The organism is Clostridium saccharoperbutylacetonicum N1-4(HMT) (assembly GCF_000340885.1).
Classification (GTDB): domain Bacteria; phylum Bacillota; class Clostridia; order Clostridiales; family Clostridiaceae; genus Clostridium; species Clostridium saccharoperbutylacetonicum.
Map to the genome: position 1 here is coordinate 2,299,713 of NC_020291.1, position 16,597 is coordinate 2,316,309.

The window sequence follows — 16,597 nt, forward strand, 5'->3', positions numbered from 1 at the left end:
ATGATTTGGCAAATTATAGTTCAATTATAGTTACTGTATTACTTGGAGCTTTTGCATCTACCATACCTAGTGCAAAAGCTCCTGATATAGTGAGTGGAAAAGTGGAGTTGGATAATAAATGTGTTTAATAATACCTATATGTCTTATATATATCATGAATCAGAATTTCCTTGGAAAAAATTTAAATGTAGTTTAGTAATAAAAATTATAAAACAGTATAATTCATAAAAATGTTGTGATCGAAAAATAGAGATCTTGCAGTTATGTTTTTTATTACTAAATATAGACGAATCCAATATATTAAGTATTTGTGGATATCATAATCTTATAACGAAAGGAATGGATGTTAAAATGAAAATATTTGTTTTAGGTGCCGGAACTATGGGGGCTGGAATTGTACAGATTTTTGCAGAAGCAGGTTATCAAGTAATAATGAGAGATATTGAAGAGAGCTTTGTTCAAAAAGGGATTACAAACATCACAAAGAATCTTGATAAAGCTGTTAAAAAGGAGAAGATTACAGAAGAAAGTAAAAATGAAGTACTTGGAAGAATAATAGCTACAACAGATATTAACTTAGCAAAAGATGCAGACTTGGTTATAGAGGCAGCTATCGAAAACATGAATATAAAGAAGAAAATATTTGCTGAACTTGATGACGTATGTAAGCCAGAAACAATACTTGCAACCAACACCTCATCGTTATCAATAACTGATGTAGCCAGTGCAACTAAAAGACCAGATAAGGTAATAGGAATGCACTTCTTTAATCCTGTACCAGTAATGAAGTTAGTAGAGGTAATAACAGGAATGGCTACTTCAGCAGAAACTAAGGATACAGTTATTGAAATTACAAAAAAAGTTGGTAAAGATCCAGTAGAGGTTAAAGAAGCACCAGGATTTGTAGTTAATAGAATACTAATTCCTATGATAAATGAAGCAGTGGGAATTTTAGCTGATAATGTTGCAACAGCAGAAGATATAGATATAGCTATGAAGCTAGGAGCTAATCATCCAATGGGACCATTAGCTTTAGCTGACTTGATAGGAAATGATGTATGCTTGGCTATAATGGAGATACTATATATAGAATTCGGGGATCCAAAATACAGACCTAATCCTATGTTGAGAAAAATGGTAAGAGCAGGTTACTTAGGAAGAAAGACTGGCAAGGGCTTCTATGACTATTCAAAATAGTATAATAAGTTTTTGTTATTAGCATTAATCACTATAAATATTTAATTATAATAAATACTTATAGTGAAATTTTTAAAAATATAGGTTGATGGGGGAGTTAAAAATGAAAGAAGTAGTAATAGCAAGTGCAGTTAGAACTGCACTAGGTTCTTTTGGTGGAAGCTTAAAAGATATGCCAGCAGTTGACCTTGGGGCTATTGTAATAAAGGAAGCACTAAGTAGAGCAGGGGTAAATCCAGAGATTGTAGACGAAGTAATAATGGGAAATGTACTACAGGCAGGACTTGGTCAAAATCCTGCAAGACAATCAGCTATGAAGGCAGGTATTCCTTTAGAAGTATCATCATTTACAATAAATAAAGTGTGCGGTTCAGGATTAAGAGCCGTTAGTTTGGCTTGTCAAATGATATTATCTGGTTACAATGATATAGTTGTGGCAGGTGGGATGGAAAGTATGTCAAGAGCTCCATATGTGTTAAATGATGCAAGATGGGGGCAAAGAATGAATGATGGAAAACTCATTGATAGTATGATTAATGATGGACTTTTGGATGCATTTAATAAATATCATATGGGGATTACAGCAGAAAATATAGCAGAACAATGGAACATAACTAGAGAGATGCAGGATGAATTTGCTCTTAGATCACAATTAAATGCAGAAGCTGCTATTAAAGCTGGAAAATTTAAAGATGAAATAGTGCCAGTAGCCATACCTCAAAGGAAAGGTGATCCAAAGATCTTTGATACTGATGAGTTTCCAAGGCTTGGTTCAACTAAAGAAGGCTTAGAAAAATTAAAACCGGCATTTAAAAAAGATGGAACTGTTACAGCAGGTAATGCGTCAGGAATCAATGATGGTGCAGCAGCTTTTGTAATAATGAGTGCAGAAAAGGCAGAGGAATTAGGAATAAAGCCTTTAGCTAAAATAGTATCTTTTGCATCTAAAGGGGTAGAACCTTCAATTATGGGGTATGGTCCTGTACCTACAGTTAAAGAAGCTTTAAAAAGGGCAAGTTTAACAATTGAAGATATTGATTTAATCGAAGCAAATGAAGCGTTTGCATCGCAATGTTTATCAGTAGCTAAGGATTTAGAATTTGATATAAATAAAGTAAATGTAAATGGTGGAGCTATAGCATTAGGACATCCAGTTGGTGCATCAGGAGCAAGAATATTAGTTACGCTTATTCACGAAATGATAAAAAGAGATTGTAAAAAAGGCCTTGCAACTTTGTGTATAGGCGGAGGACAAGGAACAGCAGTTATTATAGAAAGATGCAATTGATAGAGGAATGCAAGTAGATACAGATGTAGCCATATTAATAGAAGTAGAAGACTTTGCAACAGAGGATCAAACTGAAGGAATGGCTGCATTTTTAGAAAGAAGAGCAGAAAAGAATTTCAAAAATAAATAATATTATAGAATTTTGCTAAAAATCTATTAGAGGTTTATATATAGTTTGTTATAAAGTAGGTTTAAATAACAAGGAGGGTAATTTAATGAATTTTAAGTTAACTAGAGAACAAGAATTAGTACAACAAATGGTTAGAGAATTCGCAGTAAATGAAGTTAAACCAATAGCTGCTGAAATCGATGAGACAGAAAGATTCCCTATGGAAAATGTTGAAATAATGGCTAAGTTAGGAATGATGGGTATCCCATTTTCTAAAGAATTTGGTGGAGCAGGCGGAGATGTACTTTCATATATAATCGCTGTAGAAGAATTATCAAAAGTTTGTGGTACTACTGGAGTTATACTTTCAGCTCATACATCATTATGTGCATCAGTAATTAACGAAAATGGTACTAAAGAACAAAGAGAAAAATATTTACCTGATCTTTGTAGCGGTAAGAAAATTGGTGCTTTCGGATTAACTGAACCAGGTGCTGGTACAGATGCTGCAGGACAACAAACAACTGCTGTATTAGAAGGTGACCATTATGTATTAAATGGTTCAAAAATATTCATAACAAATGGTGGAGTTGCTGAAACTTTCATAATCTTTGCTATGACAGATAAATCAAAAGGAACTAAAGGAATTTCTGCATTTATAGTAGAAAAATCATTCCCAGGCTTCTCAATAGGAAAATTAGAAAATAAGATGGGTATCAGAGCATCTTCAACCACTGAATTAGTTATGGAAAACTGTATAGTTCCAAAAGAAAACCTATTAAGTCAAGAAGGTAAGGGATTTGGAATAGCAATGAAGACTCTTGATGGAGGAAGAATTGGTATAGCTGCAAAAGCGTTAGGTATTGCAGAAGGAGCTTTTGAAGAAGCTGTTAATTACATGAAAGAAAGAAAGCAATTTGGTAAGCCATTATCAGCATTCCAAGGATTACAATGGTATATTGCAGAAATGGATGTTAAAATTCAAGCTGCTAAATATTTAGTATACCTAGCAGCAACAAAGAAGCAAGCTGGTGAGCCTTACTCAGTAGATGCTGCAAGAGCTAAATTGTTTGCTGCGGAAGTTGCGATGGAAGTTACAACTAAAGCAGTACAAATCTTTGGAGGGTATGGATATACTAAGGAATATCCAGTAGAAAGAATGATGAGAGATGCTAAGATATGCGAAATCTATGAAGGAACTTCAGAAGTTCAAAAGATGGTTATCGCTGGAAGCATTTTAAGATAGGAGGACTTTTATAATGAATATAGTAGTTTGTGTAAAACAAGTTCCAGATACCACAGCAGTAAAAATAGATCCTAAAACTGGTACATTAATAAGAGATGGTGTTCCATCAATAATGAACCCAGAGGATAAACATGCTTTAGAAGGTGCGTTACAATTAAAAGAACAAGTTGGAGGAAAAGTTACTGTAGTTAGTATGGGACTTCCAATGGCTAAAGCAGTTTTAAGAGAAGCATTATGTATGGGAGCCGATGAAGCTATCCTATTAACAGATAGAGCTATGGGAGGAGCTGATACTTTAGCTACTTCAAAAGCAATAGCTGGTGTAATAGCAAAATTAGATTATGATTTAGTATTTGCTGGAAGACAAGCGATTGATGGAGATACTGCACAAGTTGGTCCAGAAATAGCTGAACATTTAAATATTCCTCAAGTAACTTATGTTCAAGATGTTAAAGTTGAAGAGAAATCATTAATTGTAAGCAGAGCATTAGAAGACGGACATCAAGTAATTGAAGTTAAAACTCCATGTTTATTAACTGCAATCGAAGAATTAAATGAAACAAGATATATGAATGTTGCAAAAATCTTCGAAACTTCTGATGATGAAATCAAAGTTATGAGTGCAGCTGATATAGATGTAGATGTAGCTGAATTAGGACTTAAAGGTTCACCTACAAAGGTTAAGAAGTCAATGACTAAAGAAGTTAAGGGCGCAGGAGAAATCGTAAGAGAAGCACCTAAAAATGCAGCATACTATGTTGTAGGAAAATTAAAAGAAAAACACTACATCTAAGCAGACATCCAAAATCTATGATTTGGTTATGGTCGCTTACTCATTCTACGTAGGAGAAGGAGTTTCATATATAAAAAATAGGAGGGTAATTTATTATGAATATAGCAGATTACAAAGGCGTTTGGGTCTTTGCTGAACAAAGAGAAGGCCAATTGCAAAAAGTATCTTTAGAACTACTTGGTGAAGGTAGAAGAATTGCTGATGAATTAGGAGTAAAGTTAACAGCTTTATTACTTGGAAATAATATAGAGACACTCGCTAAAACTTTAGCAGAACATGGTGCAGATGAAGTTTTAGTTGCTGATGATAAAAACTTAGAACATTATACAACTGAAGGTTACACTAAAGTTATTTGTGACTTAGCAACTGAAAGAAAACCTGGAATCTTATTTGTAGGAGCTACTTTTATTGGAAGAGATTTAGGTCCAAGAATAGCTGCTAGATTATCTACTGGATTAACTGCTGATTGTACATCATTAGATGTAGATGTTACAAATGGAGATCTTTTAGCAACAAGACCAGCCTTTGGTGGTAACTTAATGGCTACAATTGCATGTCCAGACCATAGACCACAAATGGCTACAGTAAGACCAGGAGTATTTGCCAAAATTACTACTGATCCATCTAAATGTAACATTGAAAAAGTTAATGTTACATTAGATGATTCAGATATTAGAACAAAAGTATTAGAAACAATTAAGTCAAAGAAAGATATCGTTGATATAGCTGAAGCTGATTTTATAGTTGCTGGAGGTAGAGGAGTTGGAAATAAAGAAAACTTTACACTACTTAAAGAACTAGCTGATGCTTTAGGTGGAACTGTTGCTGGATCAAGAGCAGCTGTTGAAAAAGGATGGATTGACGGAGCATACCAAGTTGGTCAAACTGGTAAAACTGTTAAACCTCAAATATATATAGCTTGTGGTATATCAGGAGCTATCCAACACGTTGCTGGCATGCAAGATTCAGAGCTTATAATAGCTGTTAATAAGGATGATTCAGCTCCAATAATGAAGATTGCGGATTATGCAATAGTTGGAGATCTTACTAAGGTAGTTCCAGAATTAATAGCTCAAGTTAAAGAAATTAAGAGTGCTGAATAATTCAGTTTAATTAGGGTTTGCTAAGCAAGCCCTAATTTCTGTTAAAATTTGCTTCTTTAAGTTAAATTTAATTAAGTGATTTTTCTAAAAAGTTGCAAAAGAGATATAAATTTTTTAGAATTATGAAACACTTTTAACTTAAATCAATAACCAACATTTCAATAATAAAGAAGGTATATTGGGGGAATACAAATGCTAGAAAAATCAGTTAAAAAAAGTACCAGATTCGCAATTAAAGCAAAACTTATTTTAGTAATGCTACTATTATTAAGTATACCTGTACTTATACTTGGACTAATCAGTTATTATGTTGCTAAAGCTGAGCTTGAAAATAACGGAAAGATTTTATTAAAAAATAGTGTTGAGATGACATTACAAGCAATAGATAACAATCAGAAACTTGTGGATCAGGGAAAACTAAGCCTTGAGGAAGCTCAAGAAAAAGTTAAAGAATATATGCTTGGTAAAAAACAAGCTGATGGCACAAGACCAATTAATAAAAATTTAAGTTTGGGACAAAACGGTTACCTACTGGCATATACTCAAGATGGAGTTGAAGCAGTTCATCCAAGTTTAGAAGGTAAAAACGTGTTAGATTCAAAAGATAAAAAAAATGGCAATTTGTTTGTTAAAGATCAGATAAAAATAGCAAATGATGGTGGCGGATATTTAACTTATTACTGGACTATTCCTAATTCAGATAGTATTGCAGATAAAATAACTTATCAAAAGACTGATCCTCATTGGGGTTGGGTAATTTGTGCTGGAACTTACATGAATGATTTTAATGTTGGTTCAAATAAAATTTTTATTACTACTATAATTATATTATTAGTGGTGTTTATTCTAGGTTCAACCATCATAATGATTTTTTCAAAACACATATCCACTCCAATTAAAGAAATCAGTAATGCAGTAGATGCGGTGGCCTTAGGTAATTTAAATATTGAAAGGTTAAAAATCAAAAATAGAGATGAAATCGGTAATTTGAGCGATTCATTTAATGTAATGGTTAAAAATGTTAATTCTTTTATAAGTTCAGTTAAAAATTCAGTTGATATTGTTTTTGACTCTTCTCGATTGTTAGATGAAATAGTTTATGAAAATACTGCTTCAATTAATGAAGTTGCATCATCTGTTGAAGAAATTGCCAAGGGCTCAAGTCAACAAGCTAGAGAAACTGAGAACGGAGTTCTCAGGGTAAAAAATTTATCAGAGAAAATAGATTTAGTAACCAGACTAACTGTAGAAACCAACGATATTGCAATTGAAACAGCTGATATAAGCCATAAAGGCTTAAATGCAATTGAATTACTATCAAAAAAATCAGATGAAAATAATACAGCTACTGAAAAGACAAGTGATATAATAATGGAAGTTGATAAAAATTCTGTTGAAATTGGAGTTATTACTGAAGCAATAAGTCAAATATCAGAACAAACAAACTTATTATCTTTAAATGCTGCCATAGAAGCTGCTAGAGCTGGTGAACAGGGAAAAGGTTTTGCTGTAGTTGCTGAAGAGATTAGAAAATTGGCTTCACAATCTTCAAGGTCTGCTGAAAAAGTCAAAGAGTTAATCATCGGGATACAGGATAAATCAAAGATTGCTGTAAAAACTATAGAATCTGGAAAGATTATAGCTAAAGAACAAAGCAAATCAGTACTAGAAGCCAAATATATATTTAGCGAAATATTAAAATCTGTAGAAAAAATTACAGATGATCTGAAAAACTTAAAAACTTACAGCCTTGAAATGGAGAATGAAAAAGACGAATTAATTGATGTTTTAGAAACTCTTTCAGCTTCAACTGAAGAAAATTCTGCAGCTACTGAGCAAATTTCAGCTACAAGTGAACAGCAATTAGCAAGTATTAATCAAGTAGCTAAACATACTCAAGACTTGACTCAACTTGCAGAAAAACTTAAAGAAGCAGTTGGTGCGTTTCAAATTTAAAACATGTTAAATCTATTAAAATAAAACAAGTGGACTTAATATGATCGGGAGATGCATTCGTTGGAGCTGTGTTAAAGCAGTTGTCTGAAATTGAAGATAAGAGAGATTTGAGTTTTGAAGAATGGAAATAATGAAATGAAAAAGCTATAATAACAAGATAAATAAAAACTTCGCTTATAAGTGATCCGGTAAATGCAAAATAAGTGAATACTGACTTAACTAAAATTGAGACCCACGACGAATTGTCGTGGGTCATTTGATTGTAGTTAGAATACCACCTGGTGATACTGATAATATGGTTTTTCACAACATATTAAAGGAATGATTAAAGCAAAAGTGCATTAACAGATAAAAACAATCTGATTATACTAAGATAGAAAATGAGTAAAAATTTTAATTTTTACCAATATTAATTCTTGACAAACGAACTGGTAAGGAATAATATTCAAATATACACAATGTGTAAAAATACTAAATGTATAAGAAAATACAAAGTGTAAAAAAGAGGTGAAGAGATGGATGTAAGAGATATATCTACTGAAAGTAGAATTGAGAGAAAAAAAAGGGAGACTAGAGAGAAAATTGTTAAGATCTCTATGAATTTATTTCAGGATCAAGGCTTCAATAATACAACAATGGAGCAAATAGCAGAAAAAACAGATATCGCAAGAAAGACACTTTATAATTATTTCCCAGTAAAAGAAGCTATAGTTGATGAATATGTAAGAGGAATTTCACAAAAATTAGCTGGAGAAAATCTTGAAACTATTTGGAATCTTCCAAATACTAAATCTCGATTAGTGGCTTCGCTTAACCATACTTATAGTTGGGTTGAAGGCAACAAGGAAATTATGGGGATATGTATGAATTATCGCCTGCGAAATATGTGTAATGATTCAAAGACTCAAAATGCTGAGACTGGAACTCAAAGTATCTTGAACCAAATTATTAGCAGAGGACAGGAAACAGGTGAAATTAGAAAGGATATTTCAGTTAAACTATTGGTGACTCATATAAATATTCTTCGAAGCGCAATGACCTTTGAATGGGTAAATAGTACATCAAGGTTTGAGCTTCATGATGAAATAGCAAAATTGGTAGATTTGTTTCTGTATGGAGCAGATAACCGATTAGATAGTTCCAAAAAATCTGAGCTAGATAATATAATAAGTCAGGAGGAATAATAGAGATGAAGTATTTTTTTACCTGGAAAGAGGCATTTAAATCAGATGCATCACTGGTAGGAGGTAAGGGATGGAATCTAGGACGCTTAGACAGATATGGCTTTAGTGTTCCACAAGGAGTAGTTCTTATTGCTAAGGCTTATGATGAGTATATAAAATACAACCAATTTGATAAAGTAATCAGCAATTTATCTTCAATAATTCATCTAAATAATTTAGATGAAGGCAATGTTAAGGATGGACTGGATCAATTAAGAAAAAAAATAATGAATGGTTCAATGCCGCCAGCTATTGTTGAGGAATTATCAGGGCTTCTAAATAGCAGTGGAAAATTAAAAAAATCGTGGGCAGTAAGATCTTCAGCAGTTGCAGAGGATTCTGTAAAGGCTTCATTTGCTGGCATACATGATTCATTTTTGAATGTTTGTGGTTTAGAGGAGATTCTATCAGCTGTGAAAGAGTGTTATGCTTCATTGTGGTCACCTCGGGCAGTTGCATACCGTAGAAACATGAATATAAATGATGATGCTGCGACCATGGCAGTAGTGGTTATGGAAATGGTGGAAGCGCAGGCAGCTGGAGTAGGGTTTACGTGCGATGTCCAAACAGGACGTCAGGATGTTATGATTATTAATGCCAATTTTGGATTAGGTGAGTCAGTTGTGAATGGTGCAGTGGAGCCAGATACATATTATCTAGAGGCTGAAACATTAAACTCTGAAGCAAAGCTAATCCAACGAAAAATTGGAAGCAGGCAAGGGATGACTGTGTTAAATAAGGAAGGTGGAACTAAACTTATACCAATTGACTCAGCTGTTTCGCAGGTGTTGTCTGACCAGAACGTCAAAAAGCTAGGTCGTCTTTTGCAGAGAGTATTTGATGCTCTTGGAAATAGTGAGCAGCATCAGGATGTTGAGTGGGTTTATAACGGTAGGGATTTTGTTTTAGTCCAAGCCAGACCTGTGACTATTCTTCCAAGAAAGACTTTTCCTGCTTTACAGGAACAGAATGATGTTTGGTCTAATGGCAATTACCGAGATTCTGTTCCTATGGTGCAATCTCCTTTAAACCGTCGGTTAATGAAAAACATTATTGATATCATACATCATACGAGTTTTACAAGCTTAGGTTATAAACTACCCGTTGGAATACAGTTTTCTAAGTTTTATAATGGAAGGCTTTACTGTAACTTATCAGCTTACCAGTGGGGTCTGTATGCTTCTATGGGGGGACGACCAGAGGGATTTAATGATTTTTGGGGAGGTCATCAGCCAGCGATTAATATTGGTGATCAGAAACCAGAACCTGGATTTGAAGATCGTGCAAAGAAGTTCAGTGAGCTGGTTAATGAGGCTAGGAAAAATGCTCCTAAGATTTGGGATGAGGTGTCGACTTCAATTCAAAAGATAACTGGAAGCAGGCTTGAAACTTGGAAGGATCAGGATTTTATTGCTGGTTATGATGAGTTAGGACAAATTGCCGGAATGCTTGCTAAGGAATTTAACTTTTTAGCTGCGGTTGGTAGCATGCCAGTGTTTATGCTGATTCAAAGTCTGAACAAATACTTTGAGGGCAGAGAGCTGATGATGCTGAATGCATTGATGATAGGTGGAACAGATGGCATCACAAGCGCTGAACATGGGTATAGGCTGGTGGAATTGGCTGAAATTGCAAGAAAAGATGTAGATGCTGCAAAATATCTTAGTGAAATCTCTTTTGATGCATTGGGATGGAGAGAACTGCCTGATAATTCTCCATTTAAGAAGGCTTTTTGTGAATTTGTCAAAGAATATGGGCATCGTGCAGTATATGAATTAGATATCATCAATCCTCGTTGGAATGAGGAGCAGACCTATCTTCTAGGTATTATTCAGAGTACTGTGAATATAGCAGATATTAGTAAATTGAGAAAAGAGCAGAAAGAGAAGCGAGAACAGGTCTGGAAGGAGATTAAAGATAAAGTCCTAGATTCTGAGCAAATTGCTATAAGAAATTTAGTCAAGGAGTGTCAGATTGGGGCTGGAGTTCGTGAGGAGACAAAATCAGTATTAGCTGAAGTCATGGAGGCTTATCGAATAATTGCCAAAAAATTAGGTTTCCGTTTTTATGAAAGAAATCTCATTAAGGAAGAAGAAGACATATTTTTCTGTACTTGGTCGGAAATTTTTTCTGTATTAAATGGAGAATGGAACGGAATTGGACTTCAGGCTCTGATTGATATGAGAAAAAAATGGAAGAAAGAAATGGAGTTGTTAGCTCCACCAGACGTAATTTTAGGAGAGACACCAAGGTTTGAAAAACAGGTTAGTTGTATTTCAAGTAATTATCTAGAAGGTGTACCAGTTGCTGCTGGGAAAGCCTCAGGATTAGCTAGATTAATCAAACATCCAGATGAGGGAGTACGATTACAGCCAGAAGAGATTATGGTGGTCCCATCCACTGATCCAGGGTGGACGCCGCTATTTTTAAAAGCAAGGGCTGTTGTTATGGAAACAGGAGGATTTTTATCACATGGAGCTATTGTAGCAAGGGAATATGGAATCCCGGCGGTAGTAAATGTACCAGGAGTAATGGATATTATTAAGGATGGATGGACAATATCCGTAGATGGAAATAACGGTAAAATATTTTTTGATGATAAAGACATTAAAATTTGATAGGGGAGAATTTTGATATATGTGCCATAATTAAGTAGAATACAAAAGAAGGAGATGCTCAGTTATGCTATGGAATCAAGTAAGAAAAACATATCCAAATAAATGGATTGTATTTGATAGTTTAAAACAATATGAAGAAAATAATAAATTAATCATTGAAGACGTAGCAATAATAGAAGTTTATGAAGCAAAAGCATACCTTGCATTATTAGAAGAATCACCATTAACAGGCTATGCAGTAGGGAAAAATTCAGGTGTACCACGTTCAAAAATATATAAGGTTTTAGATAGTCTTGCTATGCGTGGAGATATTTTAATTAGCCATGGAAGTACACAACAGTACGTTCCAATTCCAGCAAAAGAACTTATTAAAAATCGTCGGGTAAAAGCTGAAGAAAATTTTAAACTTGCAGAAAAATCTTTAGAACAATATAATCAATCTGCAAAGAATCGTGAGAATATCTGGAATATAACTGGTCATGACGAAATACTTGATAAAGTAAAAGAATGCATCATCTCAGCAAAACATAGAATTCTGATTGAACTTTGGAAAGAGGAATTCAAAGAATTAGAATCTGAATTAAAAAAGGCATCTGATAAAGGAGTAGTAGTAACCATTATTTAGAAAATTTATAGAGGTAAAACTTATTAAGTTGAATGATTTAAATCAATTACTATGTTCGGTACTAAAAGTTCTATTACTTACTACCGATACGGTGAACAGTATCATAAATAAAATAAAACTTCCAATTATTCATAGCAAATTATACGAAGTTAGGCAGAAAAAAACTCAAGCCTTGAATTTAAGCTTGAGTTCAAAAGTTATAGAAGTCCGCCTAACTTTGGATAATTACAATAGCACGAAACCGCGGAAATATAAGCAGTTATTATGGGGATTGAATAGTCTCATTCCCTTTAATTTTAAAAACAAATTAAAAATTAAAGTTTAAAAATATAGGGGTAAAGATATAAAAACGTATTAAATAGTGCAAAACCGGCATAGTTTCCCCCTCCCCATTACAGGCTATATTACGAATGTTATGAAGTTTTGGTGGTTATAGGAGGAGAGTTACAAAATGTAATAGACCTATTGAGTTTGTTTGAGCCGCAGTGAGTGCATTTTGATAAATCTCTACCTGTAATTTCTTTAATTAGTTCAAGAATTGGAATTTTATCTCTAAGTAAAATAGGTGTATTAGTAAGTTGTTTACAAATATTCAGTTTTGTAGTTTTATTTCGATTACCTAGCAAGCCGTAGTGCCTAATTTTCATAAATCCACTTGGAAGTATATGAATAAGAAATCTTCTAATAAATTCATCAGCAGAAATAGTCATTACCTTATACTTATTTTTGTCTTTGTAATCACGCCATTTAAATGTGGCATTGCCATTGTCAATGCTTAGAATACGGGTGTTTGATATAGCAACTCTATGTGTATATCTACCTAAATATTCGACGACGCAGGCAGCATTTTTAAAAGGTGGTTTACAGTAAACAATCCATTCTTTAGAATATGTAGCTGAAAGTAATTTTTCGAATTCAATTTCATCTGAAAGATAATTTTGATTCCCATGAAATTCAAGATTATTTTCATAGTATAATTGCTTAAGATAATACAGAAACTTGCCCCTAAATTTACGAGATAATACTTTAACCGGAATAAAAAACTTTTTTCTGCTGCTTATCCATTTGCCGATCGACGATAGTCCGCCGCCAGGTACAATGCAGTGAATATGTGGATGATGCATAAGATTCTGACCCCAAGTATGTAGAATTGATGTAAAACCAAGTTTTGCACCAAGGTATTTTTTATCAAAGGATAATTCAGATAAAGTTTCAGAAGTAGCCTTAAATAAAATGGTATAGAGTTGTCTTTGATTTTGATATACCATAGAATTTAGAGTATCTGGAATAGTGAATACGACATGGAAATAGCCAACGTTAAGTAAATTGGATTTTTGATTGTAAATCCAGCGCTCTTTTGCAAGAGCTTGGCATTTGGGGCAGTGCCTGTTACGGCAGGAGTTATAAGAAATCTGAGTATTTCCACAGTTATCACAAACATCTACATGACCACCTAAATGCGATGTTCTGCATTTTCGTATTGCAGACATAGCTTTATGTTGAACAAGAGTAAGCTTATGTTTATTCAAATAATCTTCACCATATTCTATAAATATATCTTGAACCTCAACCATTAGTTTTCTCCGTTTCTGTCAAGAAATCTAGAGGACTTTGTACATTTAAAGATTGAATTTTAAGTAAATGCAAATAAAAACATGTAGAACTGATATCTGAATGCCCAAGTAATTGTTTAATATGAAATATACTTATGCCAGATTCTAGTAGATGTGTAGCAAAACTATGCCTTAAGCTATGGACGGTAACTTTTTTAGAAATATTAGCTTTTTCTATGTATTTGTGGAATATATTTTGTACAGCCTTAGAAGTAATGTGTGTTCCGGTATTTACTCGGCTGTAAAAAAGCCATTCTTTTGGACGATAAGCTTTCCAATAAACTCTTAGAATTTCAAGGTTAGCTTGTGAAAGCAATGCATAGCGATCTTTAGAGCCTTTGGCATTGCGGATAAATAACTGCATTTTTTCACTATCAATATCAGTAACTTTTAGAGAAGCAACTTCACTAAGTCTTAGTCCAGCGCCATATAGAGTCATTAATATACATTTATCTCTAAGATTATCACATGCATCAAAAAGGCTTTGGATTTCACTTTTAGTAAGTATTTCTGGAAATTTACGTTGCCTGCGGTGGCGAGGTATTTGTTTGTAATTCAAAGTAGCATTTAAAGTTACACCATATAAGAATCTAAGGCCGCTATTGTATGAATTTACACTTCCGGAAGTAAGACCTTTTTCTGTTGAAAGATAGTGCAGGAATTTTCTAATATCTTTTTCGTCAAGTTCAGTAGCGGGTTTGTTAAAGTGGTCTTGAAAAATTTTAACTTTAGTATAATATTCAGCTTGGGTATGTTTGCTTAGACCTCTAAGTTCCACATCAAATGTCAATTTTTCTAAGACTTGTTCTTTTGTCATAATTAAAACATCTCCTTTAAATTTAGAATTATCTATATATTAAAGGATTTATAGAAAAAATAAACTGGTATAATTAAAATATGAGTTCTAGATGTAAATGTATTACATATTACCACCGCGCTAGCGGTTTAGTGCTATTCATACAATGGGTAGTTATATAAACAGAAAACTAATTAAATGATAGATAAAGTTTAGGGCAAGTATAATAAGTGAATGCGAAAGTTATTAAAATTGGAGAATAGTGCAGGGGTTAGTTACGCTTCGCCTCCACCATGAAACCCACGAAAATCTAAAATTTGGATTTTCGTGGGTCTTTTATTTTGTAGATTTAAAATTATTAATAGTGAATCGTGCTGTAAGTAACATAGAATATTTTAATTGATAGAAAGTAGTAAAAAAGTAACACACTCACTATGAACAAGAGGAGTGTAATAAATTAAAAAAACTATTTTTTTCGCTAAATATATCACATAATAAACTCATGCTAAAGTTTATAAAATCATCCTCATTGAGTGAAAAATGATCTGTGAATGTTTTGCCTGATATAGAAAACATATGAAAGAATCCTGTTATTAAAAATTCAGAGAATGAGTTAATTTCATTGTGTCAAAATCTGTTCTTATACTTCCGTCTGCCTTTCCTTCATCAATTATCTTTGCAATTTCTTGAGCCAATTGCTCACTAACTTTATTAAACTCAATACGTTTAGCAGAATTTTCTGCTGTAGGCTTAATATACCCAATATAGTTCATTAAGTTCAATGTATTAGGAGAGTCCTTATAAAATTGAAAATAAGCATTTGTTAAGTGTTTAAGCTTTTCAATTCCGTTATTTCCATTTACAACTGCATTCTTAAGCGTACAGAAAAGTCTTTCAAATCCTCTAATTATAACTGAGAACAGTAAATCTTCTTTATCAGTAAAATACTGATAAATAGTTTTTCTGGTAAATTGCGATTCCTTAGCTATCGCTTCCATTGAGGCTCCATTATAGCCAATCATAGTAAAGACTTTTTCGGCAGCATTTATGATATCTTTTTCTCTTACTAATTTTTCTTTTTCTTTTCTAGAAATTGTACACATAAAATATTTGCAGGTATTTTATATGAGACTTCTTAGGTAGTACACCTCTAAGTTTTGGATAAAATTGGAATATAGATTACTTAATAATAATATTATTATTATAAGAATTAAATTTCTAAGAGGGGAAGATTGATATCAAGGCATAAATTTTCTTTAATAATCCATAGTATATTATAAAAATTTTGGGGGTGTACAGAAAAATGGCAAAGATTAACACAGTACAAGAAGCGGTAGAAAATATTAAAGATGGTATGAAAATTATGACAGCTGGTTTTTTAGGAGTAGGTGCTCCATTAAAGATGATAGATGCATTAGCAGAGACAGATGTTAAGGACCTTACACTTATTCAAGCTGTATCAGCTCACCCAGGAGAAACTCACGATGTTGGTAAGCTTGTAGCAAATAAACAAATAAAAAAATTTATAGGTGCACATATTGGAACTTGTCCTGAAATACAAGAACAATATAATGCAGGTACATTAGAAGTGGAATTTATACCTATGGGAACTATAGTAGAATGTATAAGAGCTGGAGGAGCCGGGCTTGGTGCAGTTATAACTCCAACTGGTCTTGGAACTGAAATTGAAAAGGGAAGAGATAAACTTATTGTAGATGGAAAGGAATATTTAGTATTTCCATCAATAAAGGCAGATATTGCACTAATTAAGGGTTATAAAGCTGATAAACTTGGGAATATCGTATATAGAGGGACAACCAAAGGAACAAATACAAGTATGGCACTTGCTGCTGATTTAGTTATAGCTGAAGTAGATGAAATTGTAGAAGTGGGTGAAATTCCCCCTGATAGTGTTGGAACACCAGGCATATTAGTAGATATAATAGTTCAAGGTGATTCTCTTGAAGATAGAACAAAATATTTTGAAGATTTATGGACACGAACTAAAAAAATGAAATAGGGGGTTAAAA

Annotated in this window: 14 protein-coding genes and 2 pseudogenes; 13 read left to right on the forward strand and 3 right to left on the reverse strand. The window is 33.2% G+C overall.

Annotation, left to right across the window (positions count from 1 at the left end):
• The first annotated feature begins 5 nt into the window (after positions 1–5).
• The 12 genes and pseudogenes from CSPA_RS30740 (at position 6) to CSPA_RS10250 (ending at position 12,158) form a co-directional block, all read left to right on the forward strand.
• The gene (locus CSPA_RS30740) at positions 6–128 is read left to right on the forward strand and encodes a hypothetical protein (RefSeq protein ID WP_017810705.1); all 123 of its coding nucleotides are present in this window, start codon (positions 6–8) and stop codon (positions 126–128) included.
• Positions 129–351: 223 nt separating this feature from the next.
• The gene (locus CSPA_RS10210) at positions 352–1,197 is read left to right on the forward strand and encodes a 3-hydroxybutyryl-CoA dehydrogenase (RefSeq protein ID WP_015392175.1); all 846 of its coding nucleotides are present in this window, start codon (positions 352–354) and stop codon (positions 1,195–1,197) included.
• 103 nt (positions 1,198–1,300) lie between these two features.
• Positions 1,301–2,485 carry an acetyl-CoA C-acetyltransferase gene (locus CSPA_RS10215; protein WP_015392176.1) on the forward strand — a complete coding sequence of 395 codons (1,185 nt, stop codon included), beginning with the start codon at positions 1,301–1,303 and terminating at the stop codon, positions 2,483–2,485.
• Positions 2,472–2,615 (forward strand): annotated as a pseudogene (locus CSPA_RS29505) (crotonase); the annotation flags it as partial. The gene CSPA_RS10215 and the pseudogene CSPA_RS29505, both read left to right, overlap by 14 nt.
• A gap of 85 nt (positions 2,616–2,700) precedes the next feature.
• Positions 2,701–3,840 (forward strand): acyl-CoA dehydrogenase, encoded by a 1,140-nt coding sequence (locus CSPA_RS10220; protein WP_015392177.1) that lies wholly within the window; start codon positions 2,701–2,703, stop codon positions 3,838–3,840.
• 13 nt (positions 3,841–3,853) lie between these two features.
• Positions 3,854–4,633, forward strand: a complete 780-nt coding sequence (locus CSPA_RS10225; RefSeq protein WP_015392178.1) for an electron transfer flavoprotein subunit beta/FixA family protein — start codon at positions 3,854–3,856, stop codon at positions 4,631–4,633.
• 95 nt (positions 4,634–4,728) lie between these two features.
• Entirely contained in the window at positions 4,729–5,736 is a 1,008-nt protein-coding gene (locus CSPA_RS10230; RefSeq protein ID WP_015392179.1) for an electron transfer flavoprotein subunit alpha/FixB family protein, read from the forward strand.
• Positions 5,737–5,928: 192 nt separating this feature from the next.
• Positions 5,929–7,692 carry a methyl-accepting chemotaxis protein gene (locus CSPA_RS10235; protein ID WP_015392180.1) on the forward strand — a complete coding sequence of 588 codons (1,764 nt, stop codon included), beginning with the start codon at positions 5,929–5,931 and terminating at the stop codon, positions 7,690–7,692.
• Positions 7,693–7,697: 5 nt separating this feature from the next.
• Positions 7,698–7,820 (forward strand): annotated as a pseudogene (locus tag CSPA_RS30540) (carbohydrate kinase); the annotation flags it as partial.
• Between the two features lie 387 nt (positions 7,821–8,207).
• Complete coding sequence (locus CSPA_RS10240; protein WP_015392181.1) at positions 8,208–8,876, forward strand: TetR/AcrR family transcriptional regulator; 669 nt, start codon at positions 8,208–8,210, stop codon at positions 8,874–8,876.
• A gap of 5 nt (positions 8,877–8,881) precedes the next feature.
• Entirely contained in the window at positions 8,882–11,533 is a 2,652-nt protein-coding gene (locus tag CSPA_RS10245; protein ID WP_015392182.1) for a PEP/pyruvate-binding domain-containing protein, read from the forward strand.
• A gap of 64 nt (positions 11,534–11,597) precedes the next feature.
• Complete coding sequence (locus CSPA_RS10250; protein ID WP_015392183.1) at positions 11,598–12,158, forward strand: TrmB family transcriptional regulator; 561 nt, start codon at positions 11,598–11,600, stop codon at positions 12,156–12,158.
• A gap of 413 nt (positions 12,159–12,571) precedes the next feature.
• Here CSPA_RS10250 and CSPA_RS10255 read toward each other — a convergent pair whose 3' ends face one another.
• From CSPA_RS10255 to CSPA_RS10265, 3 genes are all read right to left on the reverse strand, one after another.
• Complete coding sequence (locus CSPA_RS10255) at positions 12,572–13,732, reverse strand: IS91 family transposase (RefSeq protein ID WP_015392184.1); 1,161 nt, start codon at positions 13,730–13,732, stop codon at positions 12,572–12,574.
• Positions 13,725–14,588: a tyrosine-type recombinase/integrase gene (locus CSPA_RS10260; RefSeq protein WP_015392185.1), complete on the reverse strand. Its 864-nt coding sequence runs from the start codon at positions 14,586–14,588 to the stop codon at positions 13,725–13,727. Before CSPA_RS10260 ends, CSPA_RS10255 begins: the two co-directional genes overlap by 8 nt.
• A 572-nt stretch (positions 14,589–15,160) precedes the next feature.
• Entirely contained in the window at positions 15,161–15,670 is a 510-nt protein-coding gene (locus CSPA_RS10265; RefSeq protein WP_015392186.1) for a TetR/AcrR family transcriptional regulator, read from the reverse strand.
• A gap of 200 nt (positions 15,671–15,870) precedes the next feature.
• Between CSPA_RS10265 and CSPA_RS10270 the strand changes: the two genes are divergently transcribed.
• The gene (locus tag CSPA_RS10270) at positions 15,871–16,587 is read left to right on the forward strand and encodes a CoA transferase subunit A (RefSeq protein ID WP_015392187.1); all 717 of its coding nucleotides are present in this window, start codon (positions 15,871–15,873) and stop codon (positions 16,585–16,587) included.
• Positions 16,588–16,597: the final 10 nt, after the last annotated feature.